General features: G+C 70.3%; 14 protein-coding genes, 1 other RNA gene and 1 pseudogene. 4 read left to right on the forward strand and 12 right to left on the reverse strand.

Annotation, left to right across the window (positions count from 1 at the left end; translation table 11 throughout):
• Window positions 1-361: 361 nt before the first annotated feature.
• Both truA and fmt read right to left on the reverse strand, forming a co-directional pair.
• The gene (truA, locus tag ACSQ2G_RS10165; protein ID WP_436030491.1) at window positions 362-1,111 is read right to left on the reverse strand and encodes a tRNA pseudouridine(38-40) synthase TruA; all 750 of its coding nucleotides are present in this window, start codon (window positions 1,109-1,111) and stop codon (window positions 362-364) included.
• Entirely contained in the window at window positions 1,111-2,037 is a 927-nt protein-coding gene (gene fmt / locus ACSQ2G_RS10170; protein WP_436030493.1) for a methionyl-tRNA formyltransferase, read from the reverse strand. The genes truA and fmt overlap by 1 nt, the downstream gene beginning before the upstream one ends.
• A 127-nt stretch (window positions 2,038-2,164) precedes the next feature.
• Here fmt and ACSQ2G_RS10175 point away from each other — a divergent pair, with 127 nt between their 5' ends.
• Window positions 2,165-2,524 carry a cell surface protein gene (locus ACSQ2G_RS10175; protein WP_436030495.1) on the forward strand — a complete coding sequence of 120 codons (360 nt, stop codon included), beginning with the start codon at window positions 2,165-2,167 and terminating at the stop codon, window positions 2,522-2,524.
• A 151-nt stretch (window positions 2,525-2,675) separates the two neighbouring features.
• Here ACSQ2G_RS10175 and def read toward each other — a convergent pair whose 3' ends face one another.
• The 7 genes from def to ffs all read right to left on the reverse strand — a co-directional run bounded on the left by def (window position 2,676) and on the right by ffs (window position 8,333).
• Window positions 2,676-3,197, reverse strand: a complete 522-nt coding sequence (def, locus tag ACSQ2G_RS10180) for a peptide deformylase (RefSeq protein ID WP_436030496.1) — start codon at window positions 3,195-3,197, stop codon at window positions 2,676-2,678.
• A gap of 117 nt (window positions 3,198-3,314) precedes the next feature.
• Window positions 3,315-4,613 (reverse strand): DNA recombination protein RmuC, encoded by a 1,299-nt coding sequence (locus ACSQ2G_RS10185; RefSeq protein WP_436030498.1) that lies wholly within the window; start codon window positions 4,611-4,613, stop codon window positions 3,315-3,317.
• Window positions 4,614-4,793: 180 nt separating this feature from the next.
• Entirely contained in the window at window positions 4,794-5,396 is a 603-nt protein-coding gene (gene recR / locus ACSQ2G_RS10190; protein WP_436030500.1) for a recombination mediator RecR, read from the reverse strand.
• The gene (locus ACSQ2G_RS10195) at window positions 5,396-5,830 is read right to left on the reverse strand and encodes a nuclear transport factor 2 family protein (protein ID WP_436030501.1); all 435 of its coding nucleotides are present in this window, start codon (window positions 5,828-5,830) and stop codon (window positions 5,396-5,398) included. The genes recR and ACSQ2G_RS10195 overlap by 1 nt, the downstream gene beginning before the upstream one ends.
• Before the next feature lies 1 nt (window position 5,831).
• A complete protein-coding gene (locus ACSQ2G_RS10200) occupies window positions 5,832-6,161 on the reverse strand; it encodes a YbaB/EbfC family nucleoid-associated protein (RefSeq protein WP_436030502.1) in 330 nt (109 codons plus the stop codon).
• Window positions 6,162-6,320: 159 nt separating this feature from the next.
• Window positions 6,321-8,156, reverse strand: a complete 1,836-nt coding sequence (locus tag ACSQ2G_RS10205; protein ID WP_436030504.1) for a DNA polymerase III subunit gamma/tau — start codon at window positions 8,154-8,156, stop codon at window positions 6,321-6,323.
• 84 nt (window positions 8,157-8,240) lie between these two features.
• An RNA gene (gene ffs, locus ACSQ2G_RS10210) (signal recognition particle sRNA small type) lies at window positions 8,241-8,333 on the reverse strand.
• A 153-nt stretch (window positions 8,334-8,486) separates the two neighbouring features.
• Here ffs and nudC point away from each other — a divergent pair.
• Window positions 8,487-9,431: an NAD(+) diphosphatase gene (gene nudC, locus ACSQ2G_RS10215; protein ID WP_436030505.1), complete on the forward strand. Its 945-nt coding sequence runs from the start codon at window positions 8,487-8,489 to the stop codon at window positions 9,429-9,431.
• Window positions 9,432-9,579: 148 nt separating this feature from the next.
• Here nudC and ACSQ2G_RS10220 read toward each other — a convergent pair whose 3' ends face one another.
• The 3 genes from ACSQ2G_RS10220 to ACSQ2G_RS10230 all read right to left on the reverse strand — a co-directional run bounded on the left by ACSQ2G_RS10220 (window position 9,580) and on the right by ACSQ2G_RS10230 (window position 11,764).
• A complete protein-coding gene (locus ACSQ2G_RS10220; RefSeq protein ID WP_436030507.1) occupies window positions 9,580-10,008 on the reverse strand; it encodes an MAPEG family protein in 429 nt (142 codons plus the stop codon).
• Between the two features lie 158 nt (window positions 10,009-10,166).
• The gene (locus ACSQ2G_RS10225) at window positions 10,167-11,015 is read right to left on the reverse strand and encodes a prephenate dehydratase (protein ID WP_436030509.1); all 849 of its coding nucleotides are present in this window, start codon (window positions 11,013-11,015) and stop codon (window positions 10,167-10,169) included.
• Entirely contained in the window at window positions 11,012-11,764 is a 753-nt protein-coding gene (locus tag ACSQ2G_RS10230) for a 3-deoxy-manno-octulosonate cytidylyltransferase (RefSeq protein ID WP_436030510.1), read from the reverse strand. The genes ACSQ2G_RS10225 and ACSQ2G_RS10230 overlap by 4 nt, the downstream gene beginning before the upstream one ends.
• Window positions 11,765-11,922: 158 nt before the next feature.
• Here ACSQ2G_RS10230 and ACSQ2G_RS10235 point away from each other — a divergent pair.
• Together ACSQ2G_RS10235 and ACSQ2G_RS10240 are read left to right on the forward strand one after the other, a co-directional pair.
• Window positions 11,923-12,597: pseudogene (locus tag ACSQ2G_RS10235) on the forward strand (c-type cytochrome); the annotation flags it as partial.
• A 3-nt stretch (window positions 12,598-12,600) separates the two neighbouring features.
• A partial coding sequence (locus tag ACSQ2G_RS10240) for a GNAT family N-acetyltransferase (protein ID WP_436030566.1) occupies window positions 12,601-12,748 on the forward strand: 148 nt, incomplete at its 3' end.

The raw sequence follows: 12,748 nt of genomic DNA on the forward strand, positions 1-12,748 counted from the left end.
CTTTGGGGTTCATTGAGTCAGATCAAGGCCGGGCCTCACCGACCGCGCGAAGCTCCACCGTTCCAGTAACGGAGAGCCTCCCATGACCCCCTTTCTGAGCTTCGTGGTCGCCGCCTTCGGCGCCTTCATGCTGGCCCTGGTGATCGGCCAGATCCAGACGGCCCGGGCCGAGCGCGCCAAGCGTCCCTGAGCTTCCAGGCGCTCCATGACCCAAATCCGTTGTCATCCCGGAAGCCTCGTAGAGGCTGTCCGGGACCCAGGGGACTGGGCTGATGCGGTGCGGCCGCTCTGGATCCCGGACAAGCGCTGCGCGCTTTCCGGGATGACAACACCAAGGTGGGTCTCGACGGAAGCCGGAACCCTAACCCTGCCCCTCGTACCCCACGCCCGTCAGGTACAGCCCGTCGGCCGGCGCCACAGGCCCGCAGGCGGTGCGGTCCTTGGCCTCCAGGGCGTCGCGGACATCCTGGGCGGTCCAGCGACCGACCCCGACCTCGGCCAGGGTGCCGGTCATCGACCGCACCTGGCGGTGCAGGAACGAGCGGGCCTCGAACACCAGGTGGACCTCGTCGCCCACCCGCGACACCCGCGCCACGTCCAGCGTCTTGACCGGCGATTTGGACTGGCAGGCCATGTCGCGGAAGGTGGTGAAGTCGTGCAGGCCCACCAGGGCCTGGGCGGCCGCGTGCATGGCCGCCGCGTCCATGGCCTTCTTCATGTGCCAGACCTTGCCCTGGTCCAGGGCCGGCGGGGCGGGACGGTTGAGGATGCGGTAGAGGTAGCGCCGTTCCTTGGCCGAGAACCGGGCGTGCCAGCCCTCCGGCGCGACGGCGCAGTCCAGCACGCTGACCGCCTCGCGCATCAGGTGGGCGTTCAGGGCGTTCATCACCGTCTGGGCCGGCCAGTCGCGCTCGAGGTCGACCTGCACCACCTGGGCGGTGGCGTGGACGCCGGTGTCGGTGCGGCCCGCCGCCGCGATGCGGATCTGCTGGCCGGTGAAGGCCTTGACCGCCGCCTCGATCGCCCCCTGCACCGACGGCTGCGAGGCCTGGGCCTGGAAGCCGTTATAGGGCCGGCCGTCATATTCGATCGTCAGGCGGTAGCGGGGCATCAGGCCAGGACCGCGCCGGCCGCCAGCGGGAAGCCGCGTACGAAGACCTCGGCGTCCTGGGCGCCCTTGCCCTCGCGCTGGGCCTTGAGCAGGCGCACGGCGCCGTCTCCGCAGGCGATCAGTAGGGCGTCGTCCAGAGCGACGCCGGGTGCGCCCTCGCCCTCTTCGACCCGCGACAGCAAGGCCTTCACGCGCACCGGGCCCCTGTCGCTCGACGCCTCGAACCACGCGCCGGGGAACGGCGACAGACCGCGGATGTGGCGGTCGACCTCGGCGGCCGGACGGGTCCAGTCGATGCGGGCCTCGGCGGCCTTGATCTTCCTGGCGTAGGTGACGCCCTCTTCCGCTTGCGGCGTCTCGCGGGCCGCACCGCGCTCGATGGCGCCCAGGGCGACGGGCAGCATCCGCGCGCCGACGGCGGCCAGCTTGTCGTGCAGGGTGCCGGCGGTCTCCAGGGCGTCGATCCGCACCTGCTCGCCCATCAGCACCGGGCCTTCGTCCAGGCCCTCGCTCATCCGCATGACCTGGACACCGGTCACAGCGTCGCCGGCCATGATCGCCCGCTGGATCGGCGCGGCGCCGCGCCAGCGCGGCAGCAGGCTGGCGTGCAGGTTGAAGCAGCCCAGGCGCGGGGCCTCCAGCACGTCGCGCACCAGGATCTGGCCGAAGGCCACGACCACGGCGGCGTCGAGGTCCAGCGCGCGGAAGGCCTCGATCTCCTCGGCGGTCTTCATCGAGGCCGGCGTGCGCACCGGCAGGCCCAGGCTGTCGGCGAAGGCTTGGACGGGGGAGGGCTTGAGGTCGTGGCCCCGGCCGCGCGGGGCGGGGGGCTGGGAATAGACGCAGGCGATCTCGTGGCCGGCGGCGACGAGCTCGGCCAGGCAGGCGACGGAGAAATCGGGGGTTCCGAGGAAGGCGAGGCGCATGGCGGACGTTTAGACGGCCCAGTCGTTCTTAGGAAGGTGGGGTCTTAGGAAGGTGGGGCGCCGACAGAGTCGGAACCTCGACCGTATAGCGTCGTTCTATGGGCGACCCTTTCCAGGAGAAAACGCCATGCGCTCCATCGCCCTCATCGCCGTCGCCGGCCTGGCCGCCGTGTCGCTGGCCGCCTGCTCGGACAAGCACGCCACCCAGATCAAGGAGGGCGCCAAGGCCGCCGGCTCCGAGATCAAGCAGGCGGCGACCGACATCAAGAACGACCCCGACGTCAAGCAAGCCGGCACGGCCCTGAAGGAAAGCACCGAGGAAGCCGCCGCCGACGCCAAGGTCGCCGCTGGCCAGGCGGTCGACAAGGCCCAGGAGGCCGGCGCCAAGGCCGGCCAGGAAACCAAGGAAACCGCCGCTGACCTCAACGCCGACGCCAAGAAGGCCGGCTCGAACGCCAAGAAGGAAGTCCACGAGGCGACGCGGTAGGACGCTCAGCCGGGGACAGCGCGACGCGGCCGGGGACATGCACTTGTGCGTGTCCCCATCGTGCTCCCCATCGCGCTCACAGCGGTTCGGAAAGAAATCCTATCGTCAGCGCCACGGTGTGGGGACACGCACAAGTGCATGTCCCCGGCGGTTAAGCCGCCCGCCGCGCCTTCTTGACCTTGCTGATCGCCCGGTCGCGCTTCAGGCGCGACAGGTGGTCGATGAACAGCACGCCCTTCAGGTGGTCCATCTCGTGCTGGATGCAGACCGCGAACAGCTCCTCGGCCTCTTCCTCGACTGCCTCGCCCTGGTAGTTCAGATAGCTGATCTTGACCTTGGCGGGGCGCTCGACGGCGTCGTAGACCTCGGGCACCGACAGGCAGCCTTCCTCGTACGAGAACAGTTCCTCGGACTCCCAGGTGATCTTCGGGTTGACGAAGTGGCGGGGGGCCGGCTCCTCGCCCTCGCGGGCCAGGTCCATGACGATGACATTGACCAACTCGCCGACCTGCACAGCCGCCAGGCCGATGCCGGGGGCGTCGTACATGGTCTCCAGCATGTCGTCCATCAGGGCGCGCAGTTCGTCGGTGACGGCGGGCACGTCCTTGGAGACCTGCTTGAGGATCGCCAGGTCGGCGGGGTTATCGACGGTGAGGATGCGACGGATGGCCATGATATCGCTCAGGTAAGCGCAGCGCCGTCCGGGGTCAAGGCGACGGAGGGACGCGGGGCGGGACGCGGGCGGCGGTCACGGCTGGGGACAGGCGCATGCGCCTGTCCCCGCCCCGGGTCAGGGCTTGGCCTGCAGCCGGGCTATTGGCTCGGCATCGGCCTCGCTCGCCAGCTTGACCAGCGGCCGCACGGCGTTCTCGACCGGGGTCAGCTCGCCGATCTCCTTGCCCTCGTGGTCGACCGACAGGTCCTCGAAGCGGCGGGCCTGGGTCAGGACCTGGCTTTCCAGCGAGCCGACGAACTGGTTGTAGCGGCCGACCGCCGCCTCCAGCGCCTTGCCCACCGAACCCGCATGGGCCCCCATCACGGCGATGCGCTTGTAGAGCTCGCGGCCCACGGCGACGATGGCGGCGGCGTTCTTGGCCTGGTCCTCGGCCCGCCAGCCATACGCGACGGCCTTGCAGAGGGCGAACAGGGTGGTGGGGGTGACCAGCAGCACGCGGCGGTCCATGGCCTCGGTCATCAGGTCGGGCAGGCGGTCCAGCGCCGCGGCCAGGAAGCCGTCGCCCGGCACGAACATGGCCACGAAGTCGGGCGATCCCTCGCCGGCGAACTGGTCCCAGTAGGCTTTGGCCGAAAGCCCCTGCATGTGGGCGCGGACGCTGGCGGCGTGGCGGGCCAGGGCGCTTTCCTTCAGGTGATCCTCGGTGGCCTCCTGGGCCTCGAGGAAGGCGTTCAGCGAGCACTTGGCGTCGATCACGAACACCCCGCCACCGGGCATCTTGACCTTGACGTCTGGGCGGCGACGGCCCTCGTCGCTATCGACGCTGAACTGCTCCTCGAAGTCGAAGCGGGTGTTGAGGCCGGCGGCCTCGAGAACGTTACGGAGAGTCTGCTCGCCCCAGCGGCCCTGGACGCCGGCCCCGCGCCGCAGGGCGGCCGACAGCTTGCGGGCCTCGAACTGGGTGGCGACCGAGGCCTCCATCAGGGCGGCGATCTGGGCCTTCAGCCCGCCGGTCTCCTCGGCCCGGGCCTTTTCGACGGCGACGACCTGGGCCTCGAACTTGGCCAGGGTCTCGGCCACCGGCTTGAGCTGGGCTTCCAGCCGCTGCTGGCTGAGCAGTTCCCGGCTCTTGAAGTTCTCCTCGGTGCGCTTGATCAGCGCCTCGGCCACGGTGTTGGCGGTCATGGTCGCCTGCTGGGCGGCCTGGGCGCGGATCAGCTCGCCCTGGGTGGCGGCCTGGTCCTCCAACAGCCGGGCGCGCTCGTCGGCCTGGACCAGCCTGGCGTTCAGCTCCCAGGCCCGAGCCTCGGCCCGGCTGGCGCGACCCATGGCCCAGACGGCGACCGCGGCGGCGGCGACGGCCACCAGCAGCAGGACGAGGGCGAGGATCAGGAACGGATCGGAAAAGTTCATGCTCCGTTCTTAGCCGGAGTCGCGGGATCGGGGAAGCATTGCTCCTCCCCCTGTGGGGGAGGTGTCGGCGAAGCCGACGGAGGGGGGAGTATTCGGCGGGTGACCGCATCCCGGATCATCGTTCCTAAGACTCCCCCCACCGATCGCTGCGCGATCGCCTCCCCCACGGGGGGAGGATCTTTAAGCCGGCCGCCGTGCCCGCAGCGCCTGGGCGATGGTGCCGTCGTCCAGCCAGTCCAGGTCACCGCCCACCGGCACGCCGCGCGCCAGCATGGTCACCGAGACGCCGGTCGGCGCCAGGCGGTCGGCCAGGTAGTGGGCGGTGGTCTGGCCGTCGACCGTGGCCGGTAGGGCCAGGATGACCTCCTGGATTTCGCCGCCACGGGCCCGGTCCAGCAGTTCATTGACCCGCAGCGCCTCCGGACCGATCCCGTCGAGCGCCGACAGCAGGCCGCCCAGCACATGGTAGCGGCCCTTGAACGACTGGCCGCGCTCCATGGCCCACAGCGACCCCACCTCCTCGACCACGCAGATCAGGCGCGGGTCGCGCGAACCGTCGGCGCAGACGGCGCAGGGATCGGAGGTGTCCAGCGAGCCGCAGACCGAGCAGGTTCGCACCTTGGCCTGGGCGTCGACCAGGGCCGCCGTCAGCGGCGCCAGCAAGGTGTCGCGCTTCTTCAGCAGGGCCAGCGCCGCGCGTCGGCCCGAACGCGGGCCCAAGCCCGGCAGCTTGGACAGCAGGGCGATCAGGCGCTCGATCTCGGGTCCGGCGGAGGCGGCCATCAGGGCTTGGCGACCCGGGTGACCTGCGAATAGACCACCCGCCACTGGCCGTCGCGCTTGGCCCAGGTATCCACGAACCGCACGACCAGGGCGAAGCGCTGGCCGCCGTCCACGCCGGTCATGTTGACCCGGCCGCCCAGCAGGGCGGTGTCGCCGAGGACCTTCTCGACCGGCGCTTCGATCGTGAACGGATCCAGCTTGAAGCCGGGAGCCACGTAGTCGGCGATCAGCCGCGCCTTGTCCTGGACCTGGCCCGCGCCGTTGACCAGCACGTAGTCGTCGGCGACCAGCCGCTCCAGCGCGGCGCGGTCGCCGTTCACCTGGGCCGCGTCATAGGCGTGGGCGGCGGCGGCCAGGTCGGCCGGCAGCGGGTCGGCCAGGGCGAGGCCCGGCGTCAGCAGGGCGGCGGCGGCCAGGAGGGCGCGGACCGACATCCTAGAACTTCATGCCCGGCAGGCCGCCCATCATGCCGGCCATCGGGCCGGCGGCTTCCTGCATCAGCTGGGCCTGTTTGGCGTCGAGCTTCTTCTTGGCGTCGGCGTGGGCGGCGACGATCAGGTCGGCGATCACCTCGCCCTCGCCCGGCTCGACGAGACTCTCGTCTAGAACCACCTTGGCCAGTTCGCCGTTGCCCCGCAGGGTGACGGTGACCATGCCGCCGCCGGCCGTGCCGTCGACGGTCAGTTCGGCGAGCCGCGCCTGGGCGTCGGCCAGCTTCTGCTGCATCTCCTGGGCCTGCTTCATCAGGCCGCCGAGGTCTTTCATGGTTCTGCTCCATTTTCGCGCCCCCCTCCCTCTTGATGGGGGAGGGGTCGGGGGTGGGGGTGACAGCGCCGGCGGGTTTCGGCGAGGCCGAGCCGCATCCTGAAACGCCCATCACCCCCATCCCCGGCCCTTCCCCCATCAAGGGGGAAGGGAGAAATTCTATTCTTCCAGCTCGTCCGGCTCGATCGGCGGCGCCTCGGGCGTCAGGATTCTGCGGACCTCGACGATCTCGGCCCCGGGGAAGGCGCTGAGCACCGAGGCGACGAAGGGGTCGGCCTTGATGGAGGCCAGTTCCTCGCGCTCCTCGCGCTTCTGGCGCTCGAACAGGCTCTCGGCCCCGCCGCCGCCCTCGGCCGCCACCAGCCAGGGCTGGCCGGTCCATTCCTTCAGGGCCCGCACCAGCCGGCCGGCCAGGTTGCCGGGCGCGCCGGGAGCCGGTTCGAAGGTGATCGCCCCGGGCCGGAAGCTGATCGGGCGGACATATTGCTCGACGTCCAGGCGCAGGCCGATGTCGCGCTTCTCGGCGATCAGCTTCACGACATCTTCGAAGGACGCCAGGGTCGGCGCGGCCTGGGCGGCCGGCGCGGCCATCACCCGGGCCTGGGCGTTGACGGCGCCGCCGCCTCCGCCTCCGCCCATCGAACCGCCGCCCCCGCCGCCGGGACCGCCACCAACGGGCTGACCGTCGCGCAGGGCCTTCAGCGCCTCTTCCGGACCGGGCAGGTCGGCGGCGTAGCACAGGCGGATGATGGCCATCTCGGCCGCGGCCATGGCGTCGGGCGCGCGGCGCACCTCGTCATGGGCCTTCAGCAGCATCTGCCACAGGCGCGACAGGGTCCCGGCCGAGGTCTGGGCGCCGATCGAGGTCAGGCGCGCGGCCTGCTCCTTGGGCAGGGTCAGGGCGTCCGGCCCCAGGGCCTTGGCCACGGAAGACGCATGGCAGTGGTCCAGCAGGTCCAGCATGACCACCGCCGGATCGGCGCCGAACCCCCACAGGGCGCGGAAGCCCTTCAGCGACTCGCCCGGCTTGCCGCTCATCACGTTCTCGAACAGGGCGATGGTCTGGCCGCGGTCGGCCAGGCCCAGCATGTCGCGCACCACCGCGGCGGTGACGGTGGAGCCGCGCTCGCCCTGGACGATGGCCTGGTCCAGCAGCGACAGGCCGTCGCGCACCGAGCCCTCGGCGGCCCGGGCGATCAGCGCCAGCCCGTCCTCCTCGACCTTGGCCCCCTCGTTGGCGGCGATCCTGGCGAAGTGCTTGACCAGAACGTCGGGCTCGACCCGACGCAGGTCGAAGCGCTGGGTGCGCGACAGGATCGTCACCGGCACCTTGCGGATCTCGGTGGTGGCGAAGATGAACTTGGCGTGCGGCGGCGGCTCTTCCAGCGTCTTCAGCAGGGCGTTGAACGCCGCCGTCGACAGCATGTGCACTTCGTCGATGATGTAGACCTTGTAGCGCGCCTCGACCGGGGCGTAGCGCACCCCGTCCAGCAGTTCGCGCATCTCGTCGACCTTGGTGCGGCTGGCGGCGTCCAGCTCCAGCACGTCCATGTGCCGGCCCTCGATGATCGCCCGGCAGTGGCGGCCGTCGACGGTCAGGTCGACCGAGGGCTGGTGGACGGTATCGGTCTCGTAGTTCAGGGCCCGGGCCAGCAGGCGGGCGGTGGTGGTCTTGCCGACCCCGCGCACGCCGGTCAGCATGAAGGCGTGGGCGATGCGGCCCGTCGAGAAGGCGTTGGCCAGGGTGCGGACCATGGCCTCCTGGCCGATCAGGTCCTCGAAGGTGCGCGGCCGGTACTTGCGGGCCAGCACGGTGTAGGCGGCGTCCGGATCGGAGGCCTGGCTGGTCATCGGCGTGGCGGCGGGCGTGGCGGCCGGCGCGGCGACGGCCGGCGGCGCGCCGCCGAAGATGTCGGCGGTGTTCTCGTCGCGCTCGGCGGGCTCTTCGTCCCACGGCGGCGCGGAATCGGTCGTGAGGTCGTCGTGGTCGGCCATGGCGTGAGTGTAGTGTGCGGAAGGGCGCAGCAAAAGGCTCGCGGCGCGCGCGGGGTCCAGAAGCTGACAGATTTCGGGGAAAGGTGGAGACCGGCAGACGACCCGGAGCGAAACTCGTTGTGGCTGCTGCCTCTCGGCCCTGACCAGATTGGCGAGGACTCCGCCCGTCGCCGATCTCCGAGGCCTATATCGCGACTCATCGTGACGGATGCAAGACATGAAGCGCCGGCCCGTGACGACTCTTCGTCGCGGATGCTTTCTTCGCCGGGGCGCATTTTCTTCACGCGAACCGGAATCCACTTCGCTCGAAAATGCTCTAGAGATTCGTCCATGGCCCTTTCGATCATCACCAACACCTTCGCCGGCAATCCGCTCGACCGCGCCAGCGAGCGCCGGGGCGACGAGGCCTGGCTGGCCGAGAAGGCCGCCGACCCGCATTCGCTGGCCGTGGCCATCTGGAACGGCAAGGCGCTGGTCGAGGACGTCGTCGGCGACGAAGGTAAAGTGACGGGCGCCCAGATCGCCTATCTCCGCGCCGACATGGCCAAGGACCTGGCCGCCACGCCCGAGCGGCTGCTGTTCCTGGGCCTGTGGAAGGACGTCGCGGTGTTCGCCGTCGACCTGGAGGGCGGGGCCGACCCGGCCGAGGGGCCGCTGCAGGGCCTGGGCCGATTCGAGGAGCTGCGCGGCGTCGCCGCGACCCTGCCGCCGCCCGACGCCGGCATCCTGGCCACCGCCAAGTCGATGTTCGAGTGGCGCCGCAAGCACAAGTGGTGCAGCAACTGCGGCCAGGAGACGGCGGTCAGCGACGGCGGCTGGAAGCGTCAGTGCGCGTCCTGCCAGGCCGAGCACTTCCCGCGCACCGACCCGGTGGCGATCATGCTGGCCCTGCACGGCGGCCGCTGCCTGCTGGGCCGCCAGGCGCTATGGCCGCCCGGCATGTACTCGGCCCTGGCCGGTTTCATCGAGCCCGGCGAGACCATCGAGGAAGGCTGCGCCCGTGAGCTGAAGGAAGAGGCCGGCCTGACCGCCACGGCCGTCCGCTACCATTCCAGCCAGCCCTGGCCCTGGCCCTCGTCGCTGATGATGGGGCTGATGGCCGACGTCGACAGCGACACGGCCGCCCCCGACCAGACCGAGCTGGAAGCGGTCAAGTGGTTCACCAAGGACGAGGCGCGGGCCCTGATCAAGGGCGAGCTGGACGGCTTCTTCGCCCCCCCGCCTCTGGCCATCGCCCACCAGCTGATCAAGGCCTGGGCGGAGGAAGAGGCTTAGATCCTCCCCCTGTGGGGGAGGTGTCGGCGAAGCCGACGGAGGGGGGAGTGATCGGCAGGCGGCCAGATCTACGATCGACGATCCCAGAACTCCCCCCACCGATCGCTCCGCGATCGCCTCCCCCACAGGGGGAGGGTCTTGCTGGACATCAGCCCGCGAAGAGCTTCGCCAGCTCCCGCGCCACCATCCACGCCAGCACCAGCGTCCCGGCCGAGAACAGCAGGAAGCGGATCAGCACGATGTTGACGCTGACCTGGATCAGACTGTGCAGCACCCGCGAGGCCACGAACGCCCAGGCCAGCCCGACCGCCAGGGCGTCGCCATGGCCGGCGACCTGGATGGCCAGGGCGGCGGCATAGAAGATCGTCGGCTGCTCCATCAGGTGGTTGTAGTTGTCGGCCGCCTGGCGGGCGGGGGCGGGCAGGCCGTCCAGGCCGTCCAGGCCGCCCGGAAAGGCCGCGTCCTGCGGCTTGATCCCGGCCCGGCTCATCGCCGGAAGTCGCCGAACGTACATCCAGACCCAGATCACCAGCGACCAGGCCACCAGCGCCATCACCGGCGCGACCAGCGTGTTCATGATTGTCCTCCCCAGGATCATTTGGGGCAGGTTAGGCGCCGATCGGTCAAATAGCGAAGCTTGCCGTTGCGGCAGGGGGCCGCCGCCGCGCGAAGATCGATGGATGAGGGGCGGTCGGGGACAGGCGCATGCGCCTGTCCCCAGTCAAGTCCGACCTGTCACACCCGATCCCGGAACGGATCGGCCGGATAGACGCCCAGGATCTCGAACTTGTCGGAGAAGAACTTCAGCTCGTCGAAGGCCAGGGCCAGGCTGCGGTCCTCGGGGCGGCCGTCGACCTCGGCGTAGAAGAAGGTCGCCGTGAAGTGGCCGCCCTCCATGTAGCTTTCCAGCTTGGTCATGTTGACGCCGTTGGTCGCGAAGCCGCCCAGCGCCTTGTAGAGGGCGGCCGGCAGGTTGCGGACCTTGAACACGAAGCTGGTCACGCAGCGATGGGTGAACGGCGGCGGCTCGGGCGTCTTGTCGGCCGTCATCACCAGGAAGCGCGTGGTGTTGTTGCGTTCGTCCTCGATGCCTTGGGCCAGGATGTCCAGGCCATAGATCTCGGCGGCCAGGGCGGGGGCGACGGCGGCGCGGGTCGGATCGGGCTTCAGGGCCAGGGCCTTGGCGGCGCCGGCCGTGTCGCCGGCGCTTTCGTGGGCCAGGCCGAGTTTTCTCAGGCTGTGACGGCACTGGCTCAGCGCGATCGGCATCGACATGGCGATCTTCACCGTCTCCAGCGTCACGCCCTTGTTGGCCATCAGCTGGAAGCGGATCGGCTTGAAGCGCTCGCCGACGATCTGCAATCCCGAAGCGGGCAAGAGATGGTGGACGTCGGCCACCCGGCCGGCGATCGAGTTCTCGATCGGGATCATGCCCAGCTGGCAGGCGCCGGTCTTGATGGCCTCGAACGCCTCCTCGAAGGTGGCGCAGGGCACGGCCTCGTAGTCGGGGAAATAGGTGCGGCAGGCTTCGTGGCTGTTGGCGCCGGGCTCGCCCTGGAAGGCGATCTTCTTGAGGATGCTCATGCTGGTTTTCCGGCGCCCATGCCTGTCGCGTAGGCGCGGGCCGCGTCTAGGTCTGAAGGATTGTCGACCGAGATCGGGGCCTCGGCAGCCACGGCGGCGCGCAGGTTGAGGCCCAGTTCCATGGCCCGCAGCTGCTCCAGCTTCTCGCGCTTCTCGAGCGGCGAGGGCGGGGCGGCGTTGAAGGCTTCCAGGGCGGCGCGGCGATAGCCGTAGATGCCGATGTGGCGCCAGATCGGCGCGTCGCCATAGAGGGTGGAGCGGGTGAAATAGAGCGCCCGGCCCGACAGGCCGTCCTGCTCCATGGCCAGCACGGCCTTGACCACGTCGGGGTTGGACCGGTCGGCCGGCGAGGCTTCCGGCGCGACGACGGTGGCGATGTCGCAGCCGGGATGGGCGCTCAGCAGGTCGGCGCAGGCGCCCAGCACCGACGGCTGCACGAACGGCATGTCACCCTGCAGGTTGATGACCACGTCGTGGCGGCGGCCGGGGTCCAGCGCCTCGAGCGCGGCCAGGATGCGGTCCGAACCCGAGAGCAGGGCCGGGTCGGTCAGCACCGCCTGGCCGCCGGCCTGCCGGACCGCATGGACGATCGCCACGTCGCCGGCCGCCACCGCCACCGGCCCGATTCCCGCCGCCTGGGCCTGGCGCAGCACGCGCACGATCATCGGCAGGCCGCCGATGTCGGCCAGCGGCTTATCAGGGAGGCGGGTGGCGGCCATGCGGGCCGGAATGACGACGATAGGGTTCATGAAAGGCCGTTGCGGGTCAAAACCGTTGCTGCCCGGTTGCGCCTCGGGCGGTAGCGTGTAAGAGACGCGAGCGCAACATGGAGCGCGCGGGGGAAACCTCCGGGCGCGGATTTCGGGCCTGTCGTCAGACGGCCCCCAAGAGGCTGGTAAGGCTTTAGATGAGCGACCTGACGTTCAACAAGATCGCTGGCGGCGTGCTGCTGACCGGCCTGATCATTTTCGGTCTCAAGGAAGCGTCGGACATCGTTTTCGCCAAGCACGAGCTTGAAAAGCCCGGCTACGAGATCGCCGTCGCCGAAGAGGCGGGCGCAGGCGGCGCCGCCGCCGAGGTCGCGCCCGACTGGGGCAGCGTCCTGACCCCGGCCAACGTCACCGCCGGTCAGGCCGTCAGCGCCAAGTGCGCCTCCTGCCACAACTTCACCCCCGAGAACCACACCGGCCCCGGCCTGTTCGGCGTGGTCGGCCGCAAGCCCGGCACCCATCCCGGCTTCGCCTATTCGTCGGCCATGGTCGAGTACGGCAACAAGAACCCGGTCTGGGACTACGACAAGCTCGACACCTTCCTGAAGGCCCCGGGCAAGGACGTCTCGGGCACCAAGATGACCTTCGTCGGCCTGAAGAAGCAGGAAGACCGGATCGCCATCATCGCCTACCTGCACAGCCTGGGCTCCAGCCTGCCGATCCCGGCGCCGAAGCCGGCGGGCGCGGCTCCGGCTCCCGCCGCGGGCGAAGCCCCGGCCGCCGGCGCGGCCGCTTCGGGCGCCGCTCCCGCGGCCCCGGGGGCGCACGCGGCCTTCCGCGGCAGGGGCGCCGCGGTCGGGGCGGCTGGCGCGGCCATGGACTGGGCCGTCGACCACCTGGGCTGGGACGAGGTGATCCACTCGATCGACCCTGAGAACCATGCCTCCAAGCGGGTGGCCGAACGCCTGGGCTCGCGCCTGCTGCGGATGGGCCACCTGCCCGAACCCTATCACGAGAAGGCGC

The sequence above is a fragment of the Caulobacter sp. LjRoot300 genome, assembly GCF_964253875.1.
Lineage (GTDB): Bacteria > Pseudomonadota > Alphaproteobacteria > Caulobacterales > Caulobacteraceae > Caulobacter.

Coding starts and splice junctions, on each gene's coding strand:
- ACSQ2G_RS10230 (WP_436030510.1), bottom strand. CDS start 11,764: ATGAACCCTATCGTCGTCATTCCGGCCCGCATGGCCGCCACCCGCCTC.
- ACSQ2G_RS10220 (WP_436030507.1), bottom strand. CDS start 10,008: ATGAACACGCTGGTCGCGCCGGTGATGGCGCTGGTGGCCTGGTCGCTG.
- ACSQ2G_RS10225 (WP_436030509.1), bottom strand. CDS start 11,015: ATGAGCATCCTCAAGAAGATCGCCTTCCAGGGCGAGCCCGGCGCCAAC.
- recR (WP_436030500.1), bottom strand. CDS start 5,396: ATGGCCGCCTCCGCCGGACCCGAGATCGAGCGCCTGATCGCCCTGCTG.
- fmt (WP_436030493.1), bottom strand. CDS start 2,037: ATGCGCCTCGCCTTCCTCGGAACCCCCGATTTCTCCGTCGCCTGCCTG.
- ACSQ2G_RS10175 (WP_436030495.1), top strand. CDS start 2,165: ATGCGCTCCATCGCCCTCATCGCCGTCGCCGGCCTGGCCGCCGTGTCG.
- ACSQ2G_RS10195 (WP_436030501.1), bottom strand. CDS start 5,830: ATGTCGGTCCGCGCCCTCCTGGCCGCCGCCGCCCTGCTGACGCCGGGC.
- ACSQ2G_RS10185 (WP_436030498.1), bottom strand. CDS start 4,613: ATGAACTTTTCCGATCCGTTCCTGATCCTCGCCCTCGTCCTGCTGCTG.
- ACSQ2G_RS10200 (WP_436030502.1), bottom strand. CDS start 6,161: ATGAAAGACCTCGGCGGCCTGATGAAGCAGGCCCAGGAGATGCAGCAG.
- ACSQ2G_RS10205 (WP_436030504.1), bottom strand. CDS start 8,156: ATGGCCGACCACGACGACCTCACGACCGATTCCGCGCCGCCGTGGGAC.
- def (WP_436030496.1), bottom strand. CDS start 3,197: ATGGCCATCCGTCGCATCCTCACCGTCGATAACCCCGCCGACCTGGCG.
- truA (WP_436030491.1), bottom strand. CDS start 1,111: ATGCCCCGCTACCGCCTGACGATCGAATATGACGGCCGGCCCTATAAC.
- nudC (WP_436030505.1), top strand. CDS start 8,487: ATGGCCCTTTCGATCATCACCAACACCTTCGCCGGCAATCCGCTCGAC.